This is a genomic window from Mycolicibacterium sp. MU0050, from assembly GCF_963378085.1.
Lineage (GTDB): Bacteria > Actinomycetota > Actinomycetes > Mycobacteriales > Mycobacteriaceae > Mycobacterium > Mycobacterium wendilense.
In genome coordinates, this window is record NZ_OY726396.1 from 1 (window position 1) to 23059 (window position 23059).

Consider the following 23059-nt stretch of genomic DNA (forward strand, 5'->3'; position numbering starts at 1 on the left):
ACTTGTGTGCGGGCAGACACTGCGGTGCGCCGGCGTAGCTGGATCGAGCGCGCTGGTTCGTGTGCGCCCCGGACTCCGATGTGGACCAGCCGGGAGAGCTGGCTGACGGCGCTGCGGTGCTGGGCGGCCGACGAGGCCGTGTTCGCCGCCGAGCGTCAACGTGTCGGGGTGGCCATCACCGCGCCAACCCTGTGTGCGGTCGCGGAGGTGATGGCCGCGCACGCCGACCACGGCACCGGCCGGCACGTGGCCATCACTCGCGCCACGATCGCCGAGCGCGTCGGTTGTGATGTGCGGACGGTGACCGCGGCCTGGCGGCTGCTGCGCAACACAGGGTGGGCGGTGGAGGCCCAGCGTGGGCACGGCTCACCCGGAACCCCGGCGGTTGGGCGGCGCCCCTCGGTGTACCACCTGACCCCTCGCCGCGCCTCATCCCCGGCACGCTCGGCTGTGCAGCATTTCCACCTACCGCCGTCAGGCGGTGTTAAGTCTTTATCTCCCGTAGGGAGTAACTCACCAAGCACGCACACGTGCCGCCAAAAGTTCACTCCCACCCACAAACGCCGGCGCTTACGCGCCGAGCCACGACCACTAGCCCTGCAGCGCCTGGCCGCTGAGTTGGTGGCCAACAGTCACGGGCTCGGACGCGTACACGTCGGGGCCATCTGCGATGCGCTGGCCGCAGCGGGTGTGGATCCGGGGGAGTGGACAGCCCGGGCGCTGATTCAAGCGCTCAACACCGACATGGTGCGGCGCGGATGGAACTGGCCCGATCAGATCAACAACCCCGCCGGGTTCCTACTCAGCCGGGTTCGACTGCTCGGTGTGCGGCCAGGGCCGCACACCAGCGACGGCTCCGCCGTCGCCAGCCCGGAACAGCCGCCGCGAAGGTTGGGCAGCACCGTCACCGACACACCTCCAAGGCACACCACCTCATCGCTGGTGGTGTTCACCGCCGAGCAGCGTGAACGGATCGCTGCGGCCAAGGCCAGCATCCGCGCCGACATCGCCGCGGCACGTCGCCGTGCGGCAACCGGCCGCACTGGTGCCCGCTCAAGTCACGCACGCTCGACGAAGATCGGAAGCACTCACGGTGGGCCGCCCAGCGTCGGCCCGGAGCCCTCGTCGTAGAAAGTCCAGATCACGCCGCTGCGCAGAATCGGCGGCTCGATGTCATGGACGACCCAGTTCAGCAGCGCCACAGCCGCCCCTTCATCTCCGCGCTTTTTGAATGTCTTCAGCATCCCCAACATCAACATCGTCTCCAACGACATTTTTGCCCTAGCCACCGTCCACCCCGTCTCTGCTTTCTCGGTGTACTTCACGTGCTTTCACGCCCCAGCCAACCAGCCCCCACTGACAATCCCATGCCACACCAGGATTCATTGGCACATTTGCACAGTGTGTGCAAGCATCGGTGTGGGGCGCGGCCGCGCCCCACACCGGGCCGGGTTGGGTGGTTACTCGTGTTGACGATCGCGCCGCTGAAGCAGTGGTCGGTGCGCTACTACAACGACACCTCCCGGGCGGCGGTTTCAGCGGCGCTGGATCGGGAGAAAGCCGGCGGTGGGCTGGGGGAGTACTACTCCGAAGGGGAGTCCCGAACACCGTTTTGGATGTGCGCTGGGGACGCTGAAACCAGCGCCGCGTTGTGCGGTTTGAGTGCGGCGGATCGGGCCGGTGGTGAGGCTGATCTGGACGTGGTTGCGCGCTGGCTCGATGACGGTGTGGCCCCCAGTGGGGCGTGCGGACGCAAGTTTTCTCAACGCGCCAACCACGGATTCGATCTGACCTTTTGTGCCCCGAAGTCGGTGTCGTTGCTGCGCGCCTTGGACGCCACCGGGGTGGCATCCAAGGCGGTGGTGGAGGCGCACAACCGGGCCGTGGCCGAAGCGTTGGAGTACCTGCACACCCACGCCGGCTACACCCGAGTGCACAACCCGGTGACGGGGATGAAGGACCTCCAACGGCTGCCCGGTCTGGTCGCTGCGGCCTATCAACATGAGACGTCGCGGGCGGGAGATCCGCACCTGCACACCCATGTGTTGGTGCCCAACAAACAGGCCCGAGCTGATGGCAAGTTGGTCGCCCTCGACAGTGATTCGCTGTGGCATGAAGCCAAGGCCGCCGGCATCGTCTACCAGACCACGCTGCGTCACGAACTGCGCGCCGCGCTCGGGGTGGAGTGGGACCGAGTCGACCCGCATTCGGGGATGGCCGAGTTGGCCGGCGTGGACCCCGAACTGCTCGCCGCGGCCTCGCAACGGTCCACCCAGTTGTCGGAATGGGCGGCTGAAAATCTGGTCGTCGATGGCAGCGGGAAACTGACCGCCGCGCAGTTGGCGCGGGCCCAAAAGGCCACCCGGCCGCGCAAGCCCGAGCACCGTCCGTGGGCGGAATTGAAGGCCCAATGGGCCGCGCGGTTTGGTGGCGAACTGGTCTTGGATGAGGCCGCCCAGCAGCGATCCCGTGACCGCCAACGCGACGAGGAACGCGATCCCCGCGCGTGGTTTCACGCGGCGATGAAGGACATCGACAAGGCGGCATTCACCCGTGCAGACCTCATCGAGGCGCTCGGTGGGCGCCTCCCAGTCGCCCTGGAAGGCAACACCGACGGAGTGCCGTTCGGGCCGCGCGGGATCCTCGAGTACGCCGCCGATCAGCTGGGAATGCGTGTCACCGAGGCCCGCCAACCACACGAGCGCGAAGGCCACGAGCGCTACACCACAATGCCTGTCCTGCGCGAAGAAGCCGCCATCTACAAGCTGATCGGCACCCGCAACTTGGCCGCAGCAGTACCCAAGGACGTCGCCGACACCGCCGCCAAAAAGGCCCGACTGTCTGCCGATCAAGCCGCTGCAGTCGGCGCGATCGCGACCTCGCCGTGGCTGATTCAGGTGCTCTCCGCGCCGGCCGGCGCGGGCAAAACCACCTCACTGCGGGCGCTGCGTGACGCCGCCAAAAAGGGCGGCATCACGCGGGTTTTGTTGGCCGCCCCGACCGGAAACGCCGCCGATGTCGCACTAGCGGAGAAGGCCGCAGACGGTGGTGGAACCGTCGCGTCGACGCTCAAAGCACTCCGCGACAAGCGACTGGTCTTCGACGCTCAAACCCTGCTCGTCGTCGATGAAGCGGGCATGGTCGGCACCCCCGCGCTGCACACACTGCTGGCCGCGGCAAGTGCGGCTGGAACCAAGACGGTGCTCGTCGGAGACGCCGAACAACTGGCCCCGGTCAAAGCCCGCGGCGGCATGTTCGCCCAACTGTGCACCGATCTGCCGTGGGCGCAGAAACTGACCGAAGTGTGGCGTATGCGCGACCCCGAAGAACGAGCAGCCTCACTGGCCATCCACGAAGGAACACCTGCCAGCCTGACCCAGGCCACCGACTGGTACCGCAGCCATCGCCGGCTGCACATCGGTGACCCGGTGACGATGGCCCACGACGCGTTGACCGCCTGGAGCAACGATCGTGCCAACGGAGTCGACAGCTTGCTGATCGCTGACCGCTGGCAGATCGCTGATGCGCTCAACGAACGCATCCACCGCACCGTCGTCGCCGAGGACGCCCCGACCGTGGCCGGGGCGCGGCGACACCGCATCGGGGTCGGCGACACGATCATCACCCGCCGCAACGACCCCACCATCGACATCTACCCGCGCGGAAGCCGGGAGCCGGTCGCCGGTGCGCCGCCAGTGCGCAACGGGCAGCGTTGGACGGTCACCCACATCGACACCGAGGTCAACCGACTGCGTGCGGTACGCATCGGTGATCACGCCTCGGCGGTGTTGTCCGGAGACTACCTACGCGCTCACGTCCATCACGGTTACGCGGTCACCGTGCACGCTGCCCAAGGCGCGACCGCTGAGCACTGCCACGCCGTGCTGTCCCCAGACACCGGCAACCGGGCCGCAGCCTATGTGGCGATGACCCGCGGGCGGGCCACCAACACCGTCTACCTCTACGAACGCCTCGGCGGTGAAGGCGACCACGAACACGCACCCCAAACCGTCGAAGGTATCCACACCCCCCGCCGCGGCGACGACGAAGACGCCGCCACGGCCTTACTTGGTCTGCTCAACCGCGACAACACCGCCCACACCGTCATCTCCACCGCTGAAAACACTCCCGAAGAACAACTGTCACCACCGGTTCGAGTCCTGCTCGAACAACGCAAGACAGCGTTGGACAAGCTGCGCATCGTCGAGCAACTCGAAGAAGAAAAAGAGTGGCTGGACACCGCGTTCACCGCCACCAGTCCGAGAGCTACCCACCACATCGGAGTTCGAGAGACACTTGACCGCGCCTCCGGCCTTGATGAGGAAACACGGGCCGCCGCCCAAACGGTGGTGGGCAGCCTGCCCACCGTGCAATCAGTCCACCTCCACGATGACCAAAACAAGCCCGCCCTGCTGGCCACCATCACCGCCTGCGTCGTCGCCGGCGAACACAACGTGCTCGCACTTCCGGTCACCGACCGCGCCCGCCGCCAAGCATCCTCCTATTCGACCCAAGGCAATACCTACGCACCCGAGACGTTCCTTCGTGACCTCGACAACGAGACCCTGACAATCGACGAAGGAACCTTGCTGCTCGTCGACGACGCCGACCACCTGCAACCCGAGCAACTACACCGCCTGACCACCCGGGCCGCCGAACGCAGCGCCAAGCTGGTCCTGGTCACCACCAACGCCGACGACCCCAATCTCACAGCGGACGCGCCGAGCCGGCACCTCACCGAAGCCGCCAACATCTACCTCAACTGGGGCTACCGCCTCGGAACCGACACCCCCGCCGACAGCGCTACCCAAAAACGCGCCGCCCAACACAGAAACGATCCTCTGATTGCTGAAACACTGGACCAGACAAGGAAACTCATAAAAACGCTCTCCGCTCGACCCGGCTTCGGCCGCCGACACAATAGAGATCAAAGCCGCCAGCGGAGCCGGAGCGAAGGCTCCGGACTGGAGCTCTAGAAACCCGGGCCGTCCGAACTTGTCGGTGCCGTATCCAACCATGAACCACCCACAACCCACACCCGGCGATTCAAACGAGAGGAACCGTTGATGAGCAGTAGTGCTGAAACAGCCTTCAACGAAGCCGTCGACACGATCCTCTCCGAATGGGGAGAACCCTTCTCAGCAGCCTCCACCGAACTCACCGACGCCCTCCAGGAGCTGTACCGCGCCGAGCTGCAGTTCTCTCCGATATGGCCTGAACACCGCCGCCGAGCGTTCATCGCCCACCACGCCGACATCGACTCAACAGAACTATCCACCCAGTTCGATGACCTCATCGACACCGTCACCAACGAGTTCGGCCTCGCCTACGGCGCCCTGCCCCACCCCGACGACGCCGCCGAACTCATCACCACCGCCCGCAGACAAGCCCTCGACGAGTTCATCGACCGACGACTCAACTCCGAGCTACCCGACGAAATCGAGGACGCCCAAGCGCCGAAAACCCCGGCCGCGGAGAAGCCAGCATCACCGCGTGCGGATCGATCCACCCAACGCCGCCACAACCGGGCCACGCTGATGCGAGATCCGACCAAGACGTAATGACGTAATCACGTCATGTTCGGTCCCATAACCTAGCCAGGGAGCGATCTACCAGGCGTTTTACATCCGGCGCCGTTACAATGAGCACTATGACGACCGCGCCCAAGGCGGCGATCCCCCTCAGCCATGACGAAGCCGTGGCCACGGCGGTCGCCGCAAGCGTCCTGGCTGGCCACGATCCCTCCCCGGACGCGATGGACCTCCTGGACCGCATCGGTCGCGGGGAACTCACCTCCGACGAAGCGGTTGCCGAGATCATCGCAGAGTTCAGTCGCCCCGCCGAGTAGATAAACTCCTTACACCAGGCGGGGCCGAGTCCTACCGGCTTCGCGACCACCACGCCGCCGCCGACACCCTCCGCCGAGCGGCCACCGGAACCCGCCAACCACTACACTGACCGGTGCTCACAGGTGGGGAATGTCGGTAAGCACATCTGCGGGACATTCGATGAGCGCAGTCACTTACACCTCAACGGCGTTCGGATGAACCTGTGAGGCGGCGTTCGGCAGCGTTGTAGTGGTAATGAACAATCTCGCCGGACATGATCAGCGTGATCGCCTGGTCGATGATCTTGCGTGGTACGACGAACCATTCGGAGGGGTCGTAGTTGCGGCCTTTCGCGTCGATTTGGGTCATATGTAGGCGCGCATCGGCGAACACGCGGTGTAGGAGGTTCTCCAGCGCTGAGGCCCGTACGTTGTAGACGCGGTAGGTGGCAACGACTTTCACGGGGGCCATGAGGTAGGTCGGGGATTTCACGGCGTTTTTGATCCGTTTCTCAACGGGTCCGCGTGAGAAGCCGATCTTGTGGAGGTCGGCAAGTGCTGCTGGCATGTTCCCGGTGATTGAGACCAGCCTGTTTTAGAGTCCTGTGGCCCGATGTCGGGCCGAGAAGGGACGATGGAACACATGGCTGGTCGGAAGCGGAATTCCGCGGAGGACATCGTGCGCAAGTTGCGCCGAGCAGATGAGCTGGCCGCTGAGGGCAAGACCGGCGAGCAGATCGCCGCCGAGCTGCAGGTGTCGCCGGCGACGCTGTACAACTGGCGGCGCAGCTACGGTGGCATGGACACCGACGCCGCCAAGGAGCTCAAGGAGCTGCGCGAGCAGAACGCCCGGCTGAAGCGGCTGCTGGCCGAGGCCGAACTCGAGAAGGACGCCTTGCGGGAGGTGGCCAAGGGAAAATTCTGAGCCCAGCTGCCAAGCGTCGCGCCGTGGACATGCTCAAGGCGACGTTGAGCATGTCGGAACGGCTGGCCTGCAAGGCTGTTGGGCTGGCCCGCTCCACCTACCGCCGACTGCCGTTGGCGCAGACCCCGGCCGATCCGGACGCCGAGTTGCGGGCCTGGCTGCGCTCCTACGCCACCAAACATCCGTGCCACGGGTTCCGGCGGGCCTGGGCGGCGCTGCGCTACGACGAACGCCGTGAGGTCAACAAGAAGAAGGTCCACCGCCTGTGGCGTGAGGAGGGTCTGCAGGTCCGCGTGCACAGCCCCCGCAAGCGGGCCGGGGTCTCCTCGGTGGAACCGGTTGTTGCTGATGCACCGAAGGTGGTGTGGGCGATCGATTTCCAGTTCGACTCCACCATCGATGGCAAGGCCATCAAGATCGCTTCGATGCTCGACGAACACACCCGCGAGTCGCTGCTGAACGTGGTGGAGCGCTCGATCACCGGAGAGGCGCTGGTTGAGGAACTGAAGAAGGTGTTCGCCGCTCATGGTGGCCCGCCGAAAGTGCTGCGCATGGACAACGGACCGGAGATGGTTTCCCAAGCGCTGCAACGGTTCTGCGAGAACAAGATCGGGATGGTCTACATCCCGCCAGGCTGTCCGTGGGACAACGGCTACATCGAATCGTTCAACAACCGACTTCGCAGGGAGTGCTTGAACCGCAACTACTGGAACAACCTGTTCGAGGCCCGCGTGGTCATCGGCGACTTCAAGGACGACCACAATCACCGACACCGCCACTCAGCCCTGGGCTACCGCACACCGGCCGAGTACGCTGCGGCGTGCAGGTGTACCCATACCCCGGTGGCCTGCAGCATCAACTGAGAACGGATCAAACAAGCCGACTCTAGAACCGGCTGGACTCAGTAACGGGGACTCGCCACTGCGATCTGTGGGTCGTCGCTTTCAGAGCGTAAGACGTAGATGTAGCCACTTTCGACATCGGCGTCGCCGATCTCGGAGACGCTGATGTCTGATCGCGCGACCGCCAGCCCGTCTTGCTCGTGTAGCCGGATCGAGAGTGACTGCCGGTACATCGATGACTCGGTGCCGTTTTCGAAGATCACCCAGCTCCTCAACCTGCTCGTCGTCGAGATCGGGGTAGCGCTCCCGGATGATCTTGGGGATCAGGATCTTGTTCGTCGTCTCCGGATCGACACTGCCGGCCGCGGGCTGTACCGGACCACCAATGGAGACGTTCGCAGTTCCTCGACATCAGCTAGCGGCTCGCCGGCGGCCTCACGGATGACTTTGACTGCTGATTCGGGAGTCGTTTGATCACGGATTTCGGAGTCGGTGTTGTCGCGGTGAAGTCGGTGACTGTGAATTTGGGAGTCACCGGCTGTCCACGTGGTCCGGGTTGGATTGTGGTGTGCGGCCTGCGGGGTCGAAGGTGGAGTTGTATGCGGCGATCCGCCGGGATGCCCGCGCCGGGAAGTCGGCGCGGGCGATTCAGCGTGAGTACCGGGTCTCGTGGACGACGGTGCACAAAGCGTTGGGTTCGGCCTGGCCGAGCGAGCGCAAGCATTACCCCGCCCGTGGCAGCAAGATCGACGACTACCGCGAGGTCATCGACAGTTGGTTGCGCACGGATCTGACCGCCCCGCGCAAGCAACGCCACACTGCCAAGCGGATCTTCGATCGGCTCCGTGAGGAGCATCAGGCCGACGTGTCGTATTCACGTGTGCGGGCGTATGTGTCGGTGCGCCGCGGGGAGATTCTGGCGGAGTCCGGTCGTGCCCCGGTCGAGGTGTTCGTGCCCCAGTCGCACCGCCCCGGCGATGAAGCCGAGGTCGACTTCGGTGACGTGGTGATCGAGCTGCGCGGTCAACCGGTGACGTGCACATTGTTCTCGCTGCGCCTGTTGTTCTCCGGCCGCGCAGTGCACCGGGTGTTCCTCTCAGCCGGGCAGGAGGCGTTCCTGGAGGGCCACGTGCACGCCTTCGAGGTTCTTGGTGGGGTGCCGTTCGGCCGGATCCGCTACGACAATCTGAAATCGGCGGTCTCAGCGGTGCTCGGGTTGTCACGTCATCGGGTGGAAAACGACCGCTGGGTGGCGTTTCGCTCTCACTACGGCATCGAGGCGTTCTACTGCCAGCCCGGTATCGAGGGCGCTCACGAGAAGGGTGGGGTGGAAGGGCAGATCGGCTGGTTTCGCCGCAACCACTTCGTGCCGGTACCGCAGGTCGAATCGATCGCCGAACTCAACGCCATGATCGATAAATGGGACGCCGACGATCTGGATCGGCGTATCGGTTCCCGGGTCCGCACTGTCGGTGAATTGTTCGCCGTCGAAGCCCCGTTGTTGGTGCCGCTACCGGATGCGGCGTTCGAGACCGGTCGCTGGTTCAACTTGCGGGTGGATCGGCATAGCCAGATCACGGTGCGCACCAACCGGTATTCGGTGCCGGTCCGGTTCGCCGGCCGCCAAGTGCGGGTGCAGCTGCACGCCTCGCATCTGGAGGTCTACTGCGATCGCCAACTGGTCGCCACCCATGAACGCCTGCCGGGCAAGGCCGAGACCCGGCTGGAGTTGGATCACTACCTGGAGATTCTGCTGCGGAAGCCCGGTGCTCTGCCGGGATCTACGGCTTTGGAGCAGGCCCGCGCGGCTGGGCGGTTCACCCCGGTGCACGACGCCTGGTGGGCCGCTGCCCGCAAGACTCACGGCGACGCCGCCGGAACCCGCGAAATGATCGGCGTGCTGCTGGCCCACCGTCACCTGCCCCACGAACTGTTGGTGATCGGGTTGGCCCGCGCTCTGGCCGCCGGGGCGCTGACCGCCGATGCCGTGGTCCTAGAAGCCCGAAAGGCGGCTGAGGACAACACCTCTGAAAACTCCGATGAACACCACGAAACCGAGGCCCAGGCGGTTGCGTCGCTGACCGTGCGGCGGCTGGCCGCGTTGCCTACCGATTCTCGGCCGCTGCCCTCGGTCGCGGCCTACGACACTCTGCTGCGTAACCCCAGGAAGGACACCGCCACACCATGACCACCACGACTGCTGTGAGTACCAGCCTGCCGCACCGGCGCGGACTGACCGAACAGGCCTCCGACGCCGCGGTCGAGCAGGCCTGCCGGATGTTGCGCCTGCCCACGATCCGCGCCAACTTCGCTGAACTGGCCGACGAGGCCGCCGCCGAGCAGATGTCCTACCGGGGATTTCTGGCCGAGCTGTTGATGGCCGAATGCGATGACCGAGCCCGGCGCCGTGCGGCGCGGCGGATCAAAGGCGCGGGGTTTCCCCGCGATAAGTCATTGCGGGCCTGGGACTTCGACGCCAACCCGCACGTCGACGCCGCCACCGTGCACACCTTGGCCAAATGCGAATGGGTCAGAAAGGGCCTGCCGCTGTGTTTGATCGGCGACTCGGGCACCGGTAAGAGCCATCTGCTGATCGCGTTGGGCACCGAGGCGGCGATGGCCGGCTACCGGGTGAAATACACGTTGGCCACCAAACTGGTCAACGAACTCGTCGAGGCCTCCGACGACAAACAGTTGTCCAAGACCATCGCCCGCTACGGCCGCGTTGATCTGCTCTGCATCGACGAGCTGGGCTACATGGAACTCGACCGTCGCGGTGCCGAACTGCTGTTTCAAGTGCTCACCGAACGCGAGGAGAAGGCCTCCGTCGCTATCGCGTCCAACGAGAGTTTCTCCGGGTGGACCAAGACGTTCACCGACCCACGGCTGTGCGCGGCCATCGTGGATCGACTCACCTTCGGCGGCAACATCATCGAAACCGGCACCGACTCCTTCCGCCTGGCCCAAACACGCACCAAAGCAGCGGGGCCAGCAGACAATGCCAGCATCTGACCGTCGACAACCACCGACGACGGTCAGCATTGACGAACTGGCCCAAATCTCCGAACTGATGACCACCATCGACGTGTTCCTGCGCAACCACCCAATCCCGGATCTCTTGACCAAGCACCCGCGCGATATGGGATCAGATCACCCCGGCTACGACACCGCCCTGCTCATCGACCAGATCAGCTTCACCGCTCACGCCCTACGCCCGTATCGAGGCCGCTCCGAGGTTGAAACCTCTGCCCGTAGTCCGTAGCGTCAGCACACGGGTTTGATGTGACCCGCCGCCCGCGCCGAGACATCGGTCAGGTGAACACATCGAGATCGGTCACCATCGCACTCGTCTACGAGCAACGGTGCCTGAACATTTCAGCAACGCGGGCACTGAACTTGCACACCGGCACCGGAAACGTAGGTGAAGTGATGTACCTGACCCTTGACGACGCCAAACGCGCCGCCCGCGTACTGCGCAACCAACTGCCCGACACCGATCTCACGCATTCCAAAGCACTGGAGATCGTGGCCCAACAGCTCGGTTTCCGGGACTGGAACACCGCCTCGGCGCAGCTTCCAGCGCAGCCGGGCATGAGCCCACCGGTGCCCGTGCTCCGCAGCCTCGACGAGGCCCGCGCCCGCGAGTTCTACATCGACTACCTGCACTTCAGCATCGAATGGGAACACCGCTTCGATTACGCCCAGTCGATCCTCTACATGCGTCTACGTCGCGATCAGTTCGTCCTCGACCTGTCCGAACACCACGGCGACGGCACTCCCGGTTCGACAGTGTGGGTGCCGGTCAACGACGTCACCGCTCTGCACAACGAGCTCCACGCCACCGGATACGAGCGGATGAACCCCGGCATCGACATCGACTCACCAGGGGGCCCCACCATGGAAGTCATCGACCCGTTCTCCAACACCATCCGCTTCTGCCAAACCACCATCTAGAACCGCTCGGCGGCGGGCCGACCCACAGCACGGCCCGTCGACCATCGGCTCCGAACGACTCCCAAATTCGTGAGCAAATCAGTACGCCGCCAGCCGCCAGTGACTCCCGAATTCACGATCAAACGACTCCGGAATCAGCAGTCAAAACCACACGGAAGTAGACGACGTTCTTCTGCGCAACCTCACGTTCGGGATCGACCGCGACATTTAGCGGTCCGCTGCGCAGACGCGTGACGTTGCCCTTCGGTTTCCCATAGGCCAGCAACAGCTCGAAGATGAACTCACGGTCATAGGATTCGTGTCTGGCGAGCGCCGCGACTCGCCTCCTCGATCGCCTTGAGATTCAGCCGCGCCATCGCGTGGTCCCCGTTCTTTAAAAAAACTGACTGACCGCCCGACCAGTCGCAGGAATCATTTCATCGCATAAGCCTCGGTAGGCCGCAGGAACATCGCAGTGTCTCGTTTCTAGAAATTCGAGTCGAATCATTACTTGTCTCAGATCTCGTGGTTTGACGCGTCGTCGTGAGCTTCCGCCGGCGATGTCACCCTGGGTCCGTTCAAACGACTTCGCGTACGTCTGCGGGGGTGGCGGCTCTGCGGTGGGTTGCGAGGAAGTTGTCGATGAGGGTTGTGCAGTCGTCGCGCGTGATGGTGCGCAGGCCGGTCATGCGTGCGAATGCGAGGGGTCCGACGAGTTGGCAAATTGCGAGGTCGCGGTCGATGTTGCCGAGTTCGGTGTGGGCTTTCGAGCTGGTGAGGATGGCGTCGAACGGTTGGCGGTACTGGTCGACGACGCGGGCCCGCAGTGCCCCGGATGCGTGACTGTTGTCGGTCTCTTCTTTGGCGCCGGTGGGGCCGAGTGAGAGCCATGCCAGGGTGGTGACGTGCAGCGGGGCGTCGTTGAACAGGGCGGCTTGGCGGCTGAGCAGCTCGATCAGTTGTTCGCGTAAGGAACCGCTGGTCGGTGCTGGTGTGCTTACCTGCGGTAGTAGCCGCTCGAAGGTGGCGGCAAGCAGATGCGACGAGCTCTGAAAATGCCGATAAAGGGTGGTGCGGGCCACCTTGGATGCTTTGGTGACGGCATCGATAGTGACGGCCTCGACGCCTCCGGTGCTCAACAGTGTTGCCGCAGCATCCAATAGTCGATTCCGTGACCGGATCCGCCGCGGATCGATGTCGTCATCATCGGGCAGGGAGGGCTGATTGCTGTCGCTCACGGGTCACCTCGGCGGTCGATTTCGGCGATGTCGCACCGGGAAGTCTAGCAGTTGTGGTACTACCAGTAGCGCAGCGAAACTTGAAGTAGCGGGAGCGTTTCTGTGTCAGATCGTGCGGTGCCGTCGGAACGGCTGCCTTCTCATACCCCGACCTGTATGGGGTGTGGTCCGGACAATCCGCACGGCCTGCATGTGGAGGTCTACCGCAGTGCGGATTCGGTGTATGCCGATGTCACATTCGACGAGCGCCACATCGGAGCCCCCGGCCTGGCGCACGGTGGGGCCGTCGCCGCGGCCTGCGATGACGTGCTGGGCTTCACGCTGTGGATCGCCGGCACGCCTGCGGTGACGCGCAGTCTGACGGTGGAGTATCTGCAACCAGTACCGCTGCACCGGCCCCACCGGATCACCGCGCACATCAGCGCCCGCGAGGGTCGGGCGTTGCACGTCGCGGCGACCGGCACCTGCGAAGGGGCCACCCGGTTCACCGCGACGGCCGTATTCATCGTGGTTGATACCGCACATTTCGCCGCCCACGGCGATATCAGCGGTTTTGGGGAGATCCTCGAGCAGTTCTCGCGCCGCGGCGGCGATCACACACCATGACCGTCGCCAGCGCCCGAGCGAGCGACACGCCCACCGGGCTCGACGAGGAGTATTCGGTTGCCGATCAGGTTCACGCAGCCGGGGTGCCGCGTTCGCGCGTCTCGGCCCGTCGTCGCGAGGCCATCATGGATGCCGCCCTGGCTATAGCTACCACCGGCGGTTACGACGCGGTGCACATGCGGACGGTCGCCGAGCACGTCGGCATGGCCGTGGGCACGCTGTACCGCTATTTCCCGGCCAAAACCCATCTGCTGGTCGCGGCGCTGAGTCGAGAATTTCAGCGTCTCGACGTCGCCGGGACCTGGACAACCGGTGCCGGCACACCGCGGCAGCGATTGGAGCGACTGACCAGCCACCTGCACGGCCGGTGGCAGCGCGAGCCGCTGCTGACCGACGCCATGACCCGGGCTTTCGCCGCGGCCGACACCCGCGCCGCCGCGGAACTTGATTCTGCCGCCGCAACGATCCACACGCTGCTGGCCCGCACCCTCAGCGCGGGCGAGCCGACACCGACACATCTGGTTGTCGCCGGCCTCATCTCCGACATCTGGCTGGCCAACCTGCTCGCCTTCATCAGCGGGCGGGTGTCCGCCGAGGAGACCCGTGACCGCATCGACCGGGCCGTTCATCGGCTACTCGACAGCGCCGCCGCGCACTCCGAGGAACCGTAACGATACTCCTAGTATCGCAGCGATACCTGCCGTACCCTTAGGGGTGCGACTCGATGATGCGTCGAAGGAGAACGCCATGTACACCCAGTGGATCGAAGATTGTGTCGTGCAACGGGTTTCGGTGCGCGACGGCTTGGTACTCGACCTGGACGACTACAACGAAGTCGTCATCTCGCGCCCCCTGCTGCTCACTCTGCCCGCAGCAGATCGCTTTCCCGCCGAGGCAGTCCTCATCAATCCCTTGCAGATCTCGGTCTACGAGCGCCCGCTGCTGAACCTGGCCGGCGCAGTGTGCACCCAGGCCTGGTCCGGTGACGACGGGGGGTTGCACCTGGGCTTCTCCCGTGGTCACCGCATCGACGTCGACCCCGACGAGCAGTTCACCGCGTGGGAGCTGTACGGCAAGCGGCACGGCTACATGGCCTGTCTGCCGCACGGGCGTGTCCGCGTGGTCCGACACGACATCCCCGAAAGCGACGACGCCAACATCGTGAACCGATAAGCCACCGCTGGCTGCAGACCCCATCGACTATCCGATATTCGCTACATAATGTAGCGTAGCGATACCAATAGTATCGTTGATCGTTTAGGGGGTTCGGTGGCCGACCGCACGGCAGGCTCTTCGGTAACACCGGCCCGCGCTGCCCGGCGCGAGACTCCCGTCGATCCCGCGTCCAGCCGTGAATACAGCGCTCGGCTCGCAGCGTTGGGACGATTCACTGTGCGGCACAAAGCCTTGACCATCGGGGTGTGGATCGGCGCCGCGATCGTCTTGGCGCTGCTGTTCCCGCAGCTGGAAACGGTGGTGCGCCAGCAGTCGGTGGATTTGATTCCGCGCGACGCCCCGTCGCTGCAAACGGTGGAGCGGCTGAGTACCGCCTTCAACGAGCAGGGGTCGAAAACCATGCTGTTCGTGGCCATGGAAGACCCCGCCGGTCTGACCCCGGCGACCCAACAGCGCTACGACCGCCTTCTGGAACGACTGCGCGCAGACAGCGAGCACGTGTTACTGGTGCAGGATCTGCTGGCCGATCCGGTCACCCGAGCCCAGGCTGTCAGCGCCGACGGCACATCGTGGTATCTGCCGGTGGGAGTGAGCGGCACGCTGGGTGACCCGACCGCTGCGGAGTCCGTCCAGGCGGTGCGGGACATCACCGCAGAAGTGTTCGCCGGTTCGTCCACCACCGCGCAGGTGACCGGGCCGCCGGCGACGTTCAGTGACATGATCGCCGCCGCCGAGCATGATCTGCTGTTGATCTCGATCGCCACCGCCGCCATGATCGCGCTGATCCTGCTGATCGTCTACCGGTCGGTGTTCACCGCGCTGCTGCCGCTGCTGGTGATCGGGCTGAGCTTGGCCGTCGGGCGCGGCGTCCTGTCCGCGCTGGGCGAGATGGGCATGCCGGTCTCACAATTCACCGTCGCGTTCATGACCGCGATCCTGCTCGGCGCCGGCACCGACTACACCGTGTTCCTGATCAGCCGCTACCACGAGCAGCGCCGCGCCCAGGTACCGGCCGAGCAGGCCATCATCCACGCCACCGCCAGCATCGGCCGCGTCATCCTGGCCTCCGCCGCCACCGTGGCCCTGGCCTTCCTGGCCATGGTGTTCGCCCGCTTGAGCGTGTTCGCCGCCCTAGGCCCCGCATGCGCCATCGCGGTCCTGTTCGGTTTCCTGGCCACCGTCACCCTGCTACCGCCCGTGCTGGCACTGGCAGCTAAACGGGGCATCGGTGAACCCAAATCCGATCGCACCCGCCGCTATTGGAACAGTGTCGCCGTCGCGGTGGTGCGCCGTCCGGTGCCACTGCTGATCGTCAGCCTCGTCATCCTGCTCGCGCTGTCAGCGGTAGCCGCGACCATCAAAATCAGCTACGACGACCGCAAAGGCCAACCCGCCACCACCGCCAGCAACCAGGGCTACCAACTGTTGGACCGCCACTTCCGCAAAGACGTCGTCATCACCGAATTCCTCGTCGTCGAGAACCCCACCGACATGCGCACCGGCAAAGGACTGGCCGACCTCGACGAAATGGCCTCCCGCGTCTCCCAGGTTCCCGGTGTCACCAAAGTCTCCGGCGTCACCCGCCCCACCGGGGAACGCCTCGATCAAGCGCAACTGGCCTGGCAAAACGGTCAAATAGGAGACAAGATGGCCGGCGCGGTCGCCGACGGTAACGCTCGCCGCGACGACCTCACCAAACTCACCGACGGCGCCGATCAACTCGCCGGCGGACTGGCCCAACTCGACACCACCGTGCGCACCGCACTGACCCCCCTGGCGGGCATCCTCACGCAAGCCCAATCCGCCGGCGCTCAGGTCAACCAGTTCCGACCACTACTGCAACAACTCTCAGCGACCGCCCCTGCGGTCGATCAGGCCATCCAAGCCGGCCCCGGCCTACGCCCCCTGGCCGACCAAGCACAACACGCCATCACCACCTTGGACCCGCTCGTCGGTGCCCTCAACACCTCGCCGTGGTGTGCCACCACACCCCAATGCGCCCAGATCCGCGACCAAGTACAGATCCTGACCACCCTGCGCAACAACGGATTCTTCACCCAAATCGCCGACCTCGGCGACCGCTACAACCCCGCCAGCAATGCCACCGTCGCCGGCACCCTCACCACCGTCCAAAACGCCGTCACCTCGCTGGACAACGCTTTCGGGGCGCTGGGAAACCCCGCTGACCTGGCCAGCAACCTGCGCCGCCTCCAAGACGGGATCGGCCAACTCGCCTCCGGAGCCCAAGCGTTGGCCACCGGTGTGCGCACCCTAGCCGACAGCAACATCGAAATGCTCTCCGGGATGAGCCAGATCGCCACCCAACTCCAGAACTCTGCACGCGCCGCCCAGGACTCCGACTCAGCAAGCGGTTTCTATCTGCCGGCCAACGCCTTCGAGAACCGCCAATTCACCGACGTCGCGAAACAATTCCTCTCACCAGACGGCAAAACAGCACGGTTCATGATCGAAACCAGCTACGACCCCTACAGCGTCGAGGCCATGAACCTCGCCCACCAGATCACCGACGTCGCCAACGCCGCGCGCCCCAACACCTCCCTGGCTGAGGCCACCGTCTCGGTCGCCGGCTTCCCCGCCGTCAACTCCGACATCCAACGATTCCTCTGGGCAGACTTCTTCCAACTTGCGCTGGCCACCACCGTCATTGTCGGCCTCATCCTGGTGCTGCTGCTACGCGCACTACTGGCACCGATCTACCTGCTCGGCACCGTCCTGCTCAACTACCTCGCCTCGATCGGATTCGGCGTCCTGGTATTTCAGTGGATCCTCGGTCACGAAATCGCTTGGCCGGTACCTCTATTGGCGTTCATCATCCTCGTCGCCGTCGGCGCCGACTACAACATGCTGCTGGTCTCCCGACTACGCGAAGAATCCGGAAGCAACATCCGCGTCGGAGTGCTGCGCACCGTCGCCAACACCGGCGCCGTCATCACCTCCGCCGGCCTGATCTTCGCCGTCAGCATGTTCGGCCTCATGGTCGGCTCGGTAGCCATCATGATCCAAGCCGGCCTCATCATCGGCTTCGGACTACTGCTCGACACCTTCCTCGTACGCACCCTCACCGTGCCCGCCATCGCCACACTCCTCCGCGAAGCAAGCTGGTGGCCACAACGTGCGCCAACAAACCAACCCCCAACGGCAGTCACCTCCCCCAGATAAACAGACCTGCCAAACCCCGCCATGCTCGCCTCGCCGCCGCCCGTCTCAAATCTAGAGAAACGAGACAGCCCTCCACATCATCACTCCCCTCCCCCATCGCCCCAGGTCGTGGTGTCTCGTTTCTTGTCTCACACCGCGCGTCTCGAATCCCCAATGTCGGTGGGCAGTGAGACAGTGGCGAAATGGCAGCAACTTTGGGCTACGCCCGCGTCAGCACCACCGGCCAGGACCTTGAAGCACAACTGGCGGCACTCACGGCGGCCGGCGTCGACACCGATCGCGTATTCACCGACAAGCTCTCCGGATCAGCGCACACCAAGCGGCCCGGCCTGGCCGCAATGCTCGACTACGCCCGCGCCGGCGACACCGTGATCGTCACCGCGATTGATCGTCTCGGCCGCTCGGTCGCTGAGGTCACCCGCACCATCGCGACCTTCGGCGAACGGCGAATCATATTGCGCGCCTTACGTGAAGGCATCGACACCGCCACTCCCACCGGCCGCGCGGTGGCCGCCATCATGGCCACACTCGCCGAGCTTGAACTGGAGCTCGGCCGTGAGCGCCGAGCCGCATCACGAGAATCCCGGCGCAGCCGACAGCTGCCAGCGACCAAGCCGCCCAAGCTCAGCCCCGATCGGCAGGAACAACTACGCCGTCTTGCCGCGACTGGTGAACCAGTCCGCGAGCTCGCGGCCGCGTTCGGCATCGGACGCGCCACCGCCTATCGCTATCTGGCCCAAAGCGGCTGAAGGCCTTCGCGCGATTGTCGGCATGGCCGTCTACCGTTTCGACTGAGAGCTGCTGCAAAGGAATGAGCTGATGCCGACTTCGAGCCTGCCACCTGACGATGTGATCGCCGAAGGATGGGCCCAGGTGGCCGACCTGCTGGAGCCCGCCCACGCGGCCTGGGAAGCGGTGTCGCCCGATACCACCGGACCGATTACCGAGCTGCTCAGGCACGCCCGGTGGAACGCCACAGTGTGGAACCTCAAATCACAGGGCGTAGACCGAAGGGACGCCTGGCGAGCCGCCGACGCCGAGCATGGCAGCGGCGATGGTCGCTATATCGACTACGAGCCTGACGACTCCCCCGAAAACTGAAAGCCCCCGAACAGCGCGAGTATCAACAGGACGACGTTCAGCACGCCGAACGCTATCGAGAGTCCGCCCCAGAAGTCATACAAGGTCACGCTCTGCGATCTGTGATCGAAGCACCGCCTCAGGAAACCGCTGCGAGGCTGCTCGCATCGGCGGCTTCCGTCGTTGAGCCAAGCACCGCACTTGCTCAACACCAGGGCACCGATCAAAAACGGTAGTACCAGCAGAAGAAACCCAAGGGTGACTCCCCAGAGTGTGAACGTGCCGTCCCACAGGAGCAGGAAGAGCAGCCACACTGCCAGGTCGATCCCGCTGCCAGCCGCGCCCATCTCTGGTGTTCGATCGCTCCGGTGCCCGCTCGACGACCCACCCTGCGCGCCGACGCTGATTCTCATGGTGGAGTAGGACTGAGGTGAGTGCGAACGGCTCCCGCCGCAGTTAGGGCCGGGGCAGGCAGCGCGGGCGCGCGCTGACCGATGGCCCTCTTTCGGTGCCGTGCATTGACCCATGCTGCGAATGGTACGTAGCACCAGTGACAGCGCGATCGCGTTAACGAGTGGGCTTTCAGATCTCGATAGCGTGTCGCAACACAAGTCAACTCTTGCCCGATACCGTTTCTGCCCATGCGAGTTGGCGTGTACATCGACGGATACAACCTCTACTACGGCGGCAAGTTCCTGTGCGGACCCGGCACCGCTGGCTGGCGATGGCTGGACCTGCGCGGGCTCGCCACCCGCCTGGTCACCACACATTCCACCTGGACCGGCGCCAGCATCGACCGGATCGTGTACTGCACCGCCCGCATTTCCGGCGCCGACAACCCGATCGGCAGCCAGGAGCAAGACGCCTACCTCACCGCCTTGGCCAACGCCGGCATCGTCGACCACATCGAATACGGCCTCTACGTCAACCGCACCGCCACCGCTCCCCTGGCCACCAAGGACCGCCGCGGACGCCCGGTCCTGACCAATCCGGCCTGGCCCGTCACGGTTAAGGACGGCGCCGGCCAGGATGATCCCAACGCCACTTTCTTCGTCTCGGTCGCCCGTCGTGAAGAGAAAGGTTCCGACGTCAACGTCGCATCCCACCTCCTGATTGACGTCCTCGGTGGAAGCGTCGACGCCGCCATCGTCATCAGCAACGACAGCGACCTCAAGCTGCCCATCGACGAAGCCCGAAAGCGCGTCCCGGTCGGTCTAATCAACCCCTCGAAGAACCGGCTGGCCGGTGCTCTGCGCGGAACGCCCACAGTCGGAGTGGGAAACCACTGGTGGTACCAACTCACACCGGCCGATTTCCAGGCCTGCCAGCTCCCCAATCCCACTGGCCGCGTCCCCAAACCCACACCCTGGTAGCGCCCCGTCGAAGCGACGCCCCCTCCAAGAGAGTTGCGTCCACGCGACACGCCGGTGCATAATTGTGCACATACCACCCGTTCCCCGGCAGGGGACGGGTTTTTTCATGCCCTGAGACTGCCGGGCTCCGCCTCGACCAGGTCGTCGGCCCAGCCCGGCGAGTTGCCATGCCCCCAGCCTCCGGGTCATTACCGCCACCAATGCCCCAGCCTGATCACCACCGCCAGCGCGCTCAACCCCGCCGTCAACGCCGCGGCGTTCCCGATGTCAGCCAGCCCCGCCGTGCTCCCCGTGACCGTCGCGATGTACGCGCACATCACCATGTAGCCCGCCGACACCATCGCCGCCAACACCAGCACCGCCAGCAGCACCACAACCCCAGGCTTCATCTGGCCCGCCCTTTCGTCATTGGACGCCGCGGACTGTCCGGAGCATCCACACATTCCGAGGCACTCCCGGCAAGGTTTACAGGGGCGGCATGCAAACCCCAGGTCAGCGACCTTCCGCCGCGCGGTCCATCAGACAAAGGCGACTGCGAAGAACTTTGCGCTCTCCGACTACCGGCGATCACTGATTACATACATGTTTGCTTACATGTAAGCCTGCATGTAGACATACATACATGGATGATTATGCTTGCTGACATGACTGTTTCCGCAGATAAGCAGTGCGAAATACTGGCCATCGCGCTCCAAAAGGGTGGCGTCGGAAAGACCACCACCACCATCAACCTCGGCGCCAACCTCGCCGCGATGGGCCACCGCGTCCTGGTGATCGACATGGACCAGCAAGCCCACAGCACCAAAGGCCTGGGGATCCAGCTCGATGCCGACGATGCGTCCATGTACGAGGTCCTGCACCCAGACAGGACGATGCGCGTCCCGCTGGCCAAGGTCATCGTGCCGAGCCAGTTCGGCATCGATGTCGCCCCCGGGCATCTCGCGTTGAAAGAGCTCGAGCGGACAGGACTCGGGTCGGGCGGCCAACTGCGGCTAGCGCGCCAACTCGACGACATTGAGGGCTATGACTACGTGCTCCTAGACTGCCCGCCGGCATTGGGGGAGTTGACTACGGCAGCCCTGGCGGCCGCCGATTACGTGTTGGCCGTCCTCAAAGCCGGCCCCGACGAAGTTGACGGCCTGGTGGAACTGGGCAACTCGATCCTCGATGTTCAGGAAACACTCAACCCCGACGTGGAAATCCGGTACGTGCTGCTGGCCGATTTCGACGGCAACCCGAAAGCGAGCAAGGACGTGCGCAGGCAATTGCGCACCGATTGGGGGGAATGGGCTGACGGCGGGGCCTACCTGGGCGAGATCCCGCACACCGTGCGGGTGGTGGAAGCCAAAGGTAAACGTGTGCCGGTCAACGTGCACGCTCCGACCAGCACCGCAGCTATGGCCTACCGTGAAGTCGCCGAGCGCATCGCCGCGAGGCGGTCAGCAGCATGAACGCCGCAGCCAAAGCCACCGGACTGGAGGTCGGCTCTACCAGGCCGTTGTCACGTGCAGAGCGCCGCGCCCAAGCTGCGCGGGTCAAAGCCGACGAAACCCCCGCAGACGAGACATCGACTCGGGACAAGCACGAGCCCCAGGGCAGCGAGACTCCGAACGCACCCGCGGTAACCCCGCCGGCTGAACCCGTGCGACTCAAAGCCCGTCAGCGGAAGGTGAAAAGCCCCTTCGCCACCCAGTTACACGCCGGCACCCTCGCGCGGCTCGAATGGATCAAGGCCCGCGGATACGTCATCACCGACACCGTCGATGACGCCATCAACAGCTACCTGGACAACGCCGGAATCCCTAGGCCAGACCACAACGACCGCATGCCCTAAAACGCCCATGCCTGAGAGCTCATGTGCGGCCAAAGGTGGTGCGTGGCGCACGCTCATCCAGCACGTCATCACGGGGGCCCCACTCGCAATGCGTTTGATCCAGGTGTCTCAGAAAACCGCGAAGCCCGAGCGCCACGGTCGTCCGGCCGGGTCTCGGGCTCACTTCCTGAAGCTCAGCGCAGCAGGCACCACCCAATGTATGGGGAAAGCGCCTACTACGCCAAGGGTTCGGTGTAGCGGGCCTTGATTTCGGCGATGGCTTGTTCCTCGGTGAGTTCGCCACGGTCGAGGCGGGCCAGCATGTTGCGCACGCTGTCACTGACGCTGAGTCCGGCTAGTCCCGCGGCTGCGATGGCCAGATTGCTGGCTTCCGAGGGGGTATAGCTCACCGGAGTCGGCTCAACCGAGTCGGTCACGCATTCGACAGTAGTTGCAGGCACCGACATCTTCGGCTGCGCTGAATAAGTACGCGCAGGAGCGTCCCGGCGGCTTTCGCCGGTGTCTCAACTTTCTCAAGAGTGTCAGCGAGGCTCGGCGTGGCGTGATTCAGAATCACCGCTTTGGTGGTGGGATTGGCTTATGCCAGCACCACACAAGGGTGATCGTCTCGCCCATACGATCCGCCCGCCGCGCGAGGTCAGTGACGCGCTGCGTGCCGAAGCCGTCGCGCACGGCCTTTCCCTGTCCCAGTACGTCGCAGACCTACTGGCGATCCACATCGGAAGACCAGATCTTGCCCGCGACTTGGGCCGGTCGGACGAGGGGCTGCCGCTGGCGATCTGAGCACCGCAGCCCTGCAGCCAGGACGAAATGTAGGGCAGATGTGACAAATCCATAGCGGTGCGGAATTGCCTTTGACATGACAAAGGCCCCCTTGCGGAGGCCTTGTCTTTGCGGAGGTTGACCTGAGCGCCAACTCAGGTCCGGTTACCGCACCCGGTACCCCCGAAGGGGCGATGTCTTGACGGACTCGTCTCACGGTAGCGCACACCCTGAATCAGGTACAGGTGGCGCGCAACACCGTGGCTTAAATCGTGACCTTTCT

The 23059-nt window shown here is 64.6% G+C and carries 24 protein-coding genes and 2 pseudogenes; 19 read left to right on the forward strand and 7 right to left on the reverse strand.

Annotation, left to right across the window (positions count from 1 at the left end):
• Positions 1–78 precede the first annotated feature (78 nt).
• From R2K23_RS24725 to R2K23_RS24740, 4 genes are all read left to right on the forward strand, one after another.
• The gene (locus R2K23_RS24725) at positions 79–1131 is read left to right on the forward strand and encodes a rep protein (RefSeq protein ID WP_316517634.1); all 1053 of its coding nucleotides are present in this window, start codon (positions 79–81) and stop codon (positions 1129–1131) included.
• A gap of 44 nt (positions 1132–1175) precedes the next feature.
• Positions 1176–4976 carry a MobF family relaxase gene (gene mobF / locus R2K23_RS24730; protein WP_316517635.1) on the forward strand — a complete coding sequence of 1267 codons (3801 nt, stop codon included), beginning with the start codon at positions 1176–1178 and terminating at the stop codon, positions 4974–4976.
• A 90-nt stretch (positions 4977–5066) separates the two neighbouring features.
• The gene (locus R2K23_RS24735) at positions 5067–5561 is read left to right on the forward strand and encodes a hypothetical protein (protein WP_316517637.1); all 495 of its coding nucleotides are present in this window, start codon (positions 5067–5069) and stop codon (positions 5559–5561) included.
• An 89-nt stretch (positions 5562–5650) separates the two neighbouring features.
• Complete coding sequence (locus tag R2K23_RS24740) at positions 5651–5848, forward strand: antitoxin VbhA family protein (RefSeq protein WP_316517639.1); 198 nt, start codon at positions 5651–5653, stop codon at positions 5846–5848.
• A 181-nt stretch (positions 5849–6029) separates the two neighbouring features.
• On the opposite strand, the gene R2K23_RS24745 is transcribed toward R2K23_RS24740, so the two are convergent.
• Complete coding sequence (locus tag R2K23_RS24745) at positions 6030–6395, reverse strand: GIY-YIG nuclease family protein (protein WP_316517640.1); 366 nt, start codon at positions 6393–6395, stop codon at positions 6030–6032.
• 75 nt (positions 6396–6470) lie between these two features.
• Here R2K23_RS24745 and R2K23_RS24750 point away from each other — a divergent pair.
• Positions 6471–7615, forward strand: a protein-coding gene (locus R2K23_RS24750) for an IS3 family transposase (protein ID WP_316516518.1) whose coding sequence is annotated in 2 segments (ribosomal slippage) — positions 6471–6738 and positions 6738–7615 — 1146 coding nt in all. Because the reading frame shifts where the segments join, the coding sequence is not laid out codon by codon here.
• Positions 7616–7674: 59 nt separating this feature from the next.
• Here the strand turns inward: R2K23_RS24750 and R2K23_RS24755 are convergent.
• A pseudogene (locus R2K23_RS24755) lies at positions 7675–7872 on the reverse strand (GIY-YIG nuclease family protein); the annotation flags it as partial.
• Between the two features lie 290 nt (positions 7873–8162).
• On the opposite strand from R2K23_RS24755, the gene istA reads away from it, so the two are divergent.
• The 4 genes from istA to R2K23_RS24775 all read left to right on the forward strand — a co-directional run bounded on the left by istA (position 8163) and on the right by R2K23_RS24775 (position 11548).
• Positions 8163–9782: an IS21 family transposase gene (istA, locus tag R2K23_RS24760; protein ID WP_316517641.1), complete on the forward strand. Its 1620-nt coding sequence runs from the start codon at positions 8163–8165 to the stop codon at positions 9780–9782.
• Complete coding sequence (gene istB, locus R2K23_RS24765) at positions 9779–10606, forward strand: IS21-like element helper ATPase IstB (RefSeq protein WP_316517642.1); 828 nt, start codon at positions 9779–9781, stop codon at positions 10604–10606. The genes istA and istB overlap by 4 nt, the downstream gene beginning before the upstream one ends.
• A 58-nt stretch (positions 10607–10664) precedes the next feature.
• The gene (locus R2K23_RS24770; protein ID WP_316517644.1) at positions 10665–10856 is read left to right on the forward strand and encodes a hypothetical protein; all 192 of its coding nucleotides are present in this window, start codon (positions 10665–10667) and stop codon (positions 10854–10856) included.
• A gap of 167 nt (positions 10857–11023) precedes the next feature.
• The gene (locus tag R2K23_RS24775; protein ID WP_316517646.1) at positions 11024–11548 is read left to right on the forward strand and encodes a glyoxalase superfamily protein; all 525 of its coding nucleotides are present in this window, start codon (positions 11024–11026) and stop codon (positions 11546–11548) included.
• A 151-nt stretch (positions 11549–11699) separates the two neighbouring features.
• Here R2K23_RS24775 and R2K23_RS24780 read toward each other — a convergent pair.
• Together R2K23_RS24780 and R2K23_RS24785 are read right to left on the reverse strand one after the other, a co-directional pair.
• Positions 11700–11904: pseudogene (locus tag R2K23_RS24780) on the reverse strand (type IIL restriction-modification enzyme MmeI); the annotation flags it as partial.
• Between the two features lie 201 nt (positions 11905–12105).
• On the reverse strand, positions 12106–12765 hold the full coding sequence (locus R2K23_RS24785) for a TetR/AcrR family transcriptional regulator (RefSeq protein ID WP_069404053.1): 660 nt from the start codon (positions 12763–12765) through the stop codon (positions 12106–12108).
• Between the two features lie 156 nt (positions 12766–12921).
• Between R2K23_RS24785 and R2K23_RS24790 the strand changes: the two genes are divergently transcribed.
• The 6 genes from R2K23_RS24790 (at position 12922) to R2K23_RS24815 (ending at position 18828) form a co-directional block, all read left to right on the forward strand.
• Entirely contained in the window at positions 12922–13371 is a 450-nt protein-coding gene (locus R2K23_RS24790; protein ID WP_051562215.1) for a PaaI family thioesterase, read from the forward strand.
• A complete protein-coding gene (locus R2K23_RS24795; protein ID WP_069404054.1) occupies positions 13368–14042 on the forward strand; it encodes a TetR/AcrR family transcriptional regulator in 675 nt (224 codons plus the stop codon). The genes R2K23_RS24790 and R2K23_RS24795 overlap by 4 nt, the downstream gene beginning before the upstream one ends.
• Positions 14043–14118: 76 nt before the next feature.
• Entirely contained in the window at positions 14119–14544 is a 426-nt protein-coding gene (locus tag R2K23_RS24800; protein ID WP_069404066.1) for a DUF6188 family protein, read from the forward strand.
• A gap of 96 nt (positions 14545–14640) precedes the next feature.
• Positions 14641–17727, forward strand: a complete 3087-nt coding sequence (locus tag R2K23_RS24805; protein WP_069404055.1) for an MMPL/RND family transporter — start codon at positions 14641–14643, stop codon at positions 17725–17727.
• 182 nt (positions 17728–17909) lie between these two features.
• A complete protein-coding gene (locus R2K23_RS24810) occupies positions 17910–18476 on the forward strand; it encodes a recombinase family protein (RefSeq protein ID WP_316517617.1) in 567 nt (188 codons plus the stop codon).
• A 70-nt stretch (positions 18477–18546) separates the two neighbouring features.
• The gene (locus R2K23_RS24815; RefSeq protein WP_316517618.1) at positions 18547–18828 is read left to right on the forward strand and encodes a hypothetical protein; all 282 of its coding nucleotides are present in this window, start codon (positions 18547–18549) and stop codon (positions 18826–18828) included.
• On the opposite strand, the gene R2K23_RS24820 is transcribed toward R2K23_RS24815, so the two are convergent.
• Positions 18798–19220, reverse strand: coding sequence for a hypothetical protein (locus tag R2K23_RS24820; protein WP_316517620.1), 423 nt, complete (start codon positions 19218–19220; stop codon positions 18798–18800). The two genes, R2K23_RS24815 and R2K23_RS24820, sit on opposite strands and share 31 nt — an antisense overlap.
• Before the next feature lie 228 nt (positions 19221–19448).
• Between R2K23_RS24820 and R2K23_RS24825 the strand changes: the two genes are divergently transcribed.
• Positions 19449–20180, forward strand: coding sequence for an NYN domain-containing protein (locus R2K23_RS24825; protein ID WP_316517622.1), 732 nt, complete (start codon positions 19449–19451; stop codon positions 20178–20180).
• Positions 20181–20368: 188 nt separating this feature from the next.
• Here R2K23_RS24825 and R2K23_RS24830 read toward each other — a convergent pair whose 3' ends face one another.
• The gene (locus tag R2K23_RS24830) at positions 20369–20569 is read right to left on the reverse strand and encodes a hypothetical protein (RefSeq protein ID WP_316517624.1); all 201 of its coding nucleotides are present in this window, start codon (positions 20567–20569) and stop codon (positions 20369–20371) included.
• Between the two features lie 255 nt (positions 20570–20824).
• Between R2K23_RS24830 and R2K23_RS24835 the strand changes: the two genes are divergently transcribed.
• Both R2K23_RS24835 and R2K23_RS24840 read left to right on the forward strand, forming a co-directional pair.
• Entirely contained in the window at positions 20825–21631 is an 807-nt protein-coding gene (locus tag R2K23_RS24835) for a ParA family protein (RefSeq protein WP_316517626.1), read from the forward strand.
• On the forward strand, positions 21628–22014 hold the full coding sequence (locus R2K23_RS24840; protein WP_316517629.1) for a hypothetical protein: 387 nt from the start codon (positions 21628–21630) through the stop codon (positions 22012–22014). Before R2K23_RS24835 ends, R2K23_RS24840 begins: the two co-directional genes overlap by 4 nt.
• A 215-nt stretch (positions 22015–22229) precedes the next feature.
• Here R2K23_RS24840 and R2K23_RS24845 read toward each other — a convergent pair whose 3' ends face one another.
• Positions 22230–22430, reverse strand: a complete 201-nt coding sequence (locus tag R2K23_RS24845; RefSeq protein ID WP_316517631.1) for an antitoxin VbhA family protein — start codon at positions 22428–22430, stop codon at positions 22230–22232.
• Positions 22431–22593: 163 nt separating this feature from the next.
• On the opposite strand from R2K23_RS24845, the gene R2K23_RS24850 reads away from it, so the two are divergent.
• Positions 22594–22797: a toxin-antitoxin system gene (locus tag R2K23_RS24850; protein ID WP_200973559.1), complete on the forward strand. Its 204-nt coding sequence runs from the start codon at positions 22594–22596 to the stop codon at positions 22795–22797.
• Positions 22798–23059 lie beyond the last annotated feature (262 nt).

Excerpts from the sequence above, each read along its gene's own strand:
- R2K23_RS24725 (WP_316517634.1), top strand. The coding sequence starts at position 79 with ATGTGGACCAGCCGGGAGAGCTGGCTGACGGCGCTGCGGTGCTGGGCG.
- mobF (WP_316517635.1), top strand. The coding sequence starts at position 1,176 with ATGGACGACCCAGTTCAGCAGCGCCACAGCCGCCCCTTCATCTCCGCG.
- R2K23_RS24735 (WP_316517637.1), top strand. The coding sequence starts at position 5,067 with ATGAGCAGTAGTGCTGAAACAGCCTTCAACGAAGCCGTCGACACGATC.
- R2K23_RS24740 (WP_316517639.1), top strand. The coding sequence starts at position 5,651 with ATGACGACCGCGCCCAAGGCGGCGATCCCCCTCAGCCATGACGAAGCC.
- R2K23_RS24745 (WP_316517640.1), bottom strand. The coding sequence starts at position 6,395 with ATGCCAGCAGCACTTGCCGACCTCCACAAGATCGGCTTCTCACGCGGA.
- istB (WP_316517642.1), top strand. The coding sequence starts at position 9,779 with ATGACCACCACGACTGCTGTGAGTACCAGCCTGCCGCACCGGCGCGGA.
- R2K23_RS24770 (WP_316517644.1), top strand. The coding sequence starts at position 10,665 with ATGACCACCATCGACGTGTTCCTGCGCAACCACCCAATCCCGGATCTC.
- R2K23_RS24775 (WP_316517646.1), top strand. The coding sequence starts at position 11,024 with ATGTACCTGACCCTTGACGACGCCAAACGCGCCGCCCGCGTACTGCGC.
- R2K23_RS24790 (WP_051562215.1), top strand. The coding sequence starts at position 12,922 with ATGGGGTGTGGTCCGGACAATCCGCACGGCCTGCATGTGGAGGTCTAC.
- R2K23_RS24795 (WP_069404054.1), top strand. The coding sequence starts at position 13,368 with ATGACCGTCGCCAGCGCCCGAGCGAGCGACACGCCCACCGGGCTCGAC.
- R2K23_RS24800 (WP_069404066.1), top strand. The coding sequence starts at position 14,119 with ATGTACACCCAGTGGATCGAAGATTGTGTCGTGCAACGGGTTTCGGTG.
- R2K23_RS24810 (WP_316517617.1), top strand. The coding sequence starts at position 17,910 with ATGGCAGCAACTTTGGGCTACGCCCGCGTCAGCACCACCGGCCAGGAC.
- R2K23_RS24815 (WP_316517618.1), top strand. The coding sequence starts at position 18,547 with ATGCCGACTTCGAGCCTGCCACCTGACGATGTGATCGCCGAAGGATGG.
- R2K23_RS24820 (WP_316517620.1), bottom strand. The coding sequence starts at position 19,220 with ATGAGAATCAGCGTCGGCGCGCAGGGTGGGTCGTCGAGCGGGCACCGG.
- R2K23_RS24825 (WP_316517622.1), top strand. The coding sequence starts at position 19,449 with ATGCGAGTTGGCGTGTACATCGACGGATACAACCTCTACTACGGCGGC.
- R2K23_RS24830 (WP_316517624.1), bottom strand. The coding sequence starts at position 20,569 with ATGAAGCCTGGGGTTGTGGTGCTGCTGGCGGTGCTGGTGTTGGCGGCG.
- R2K23_RS24835 (WP_316517626.1), top strand. The coding sequence starts at position 20,825 with ATGACTGTTTCCGCAGATAAGCAGTGCGAAATACTGGCCATCGCGCTC.
- R2K23_RS24840 (WP_316517629.1), top strand. The coding sequence starts at position 21,628 with ATGAACGCCGCAGCCAAAGCCACCGGACTGGAGGTCGGCTCTACCAGG.
- R2K23_RS24850 (WP_200973559.1), top strand. The coding sequence starts at position 22,594 with ATGCCAGCACCACACAAGGGTGATCGTCTCGCCCATACGATCCGCCCG.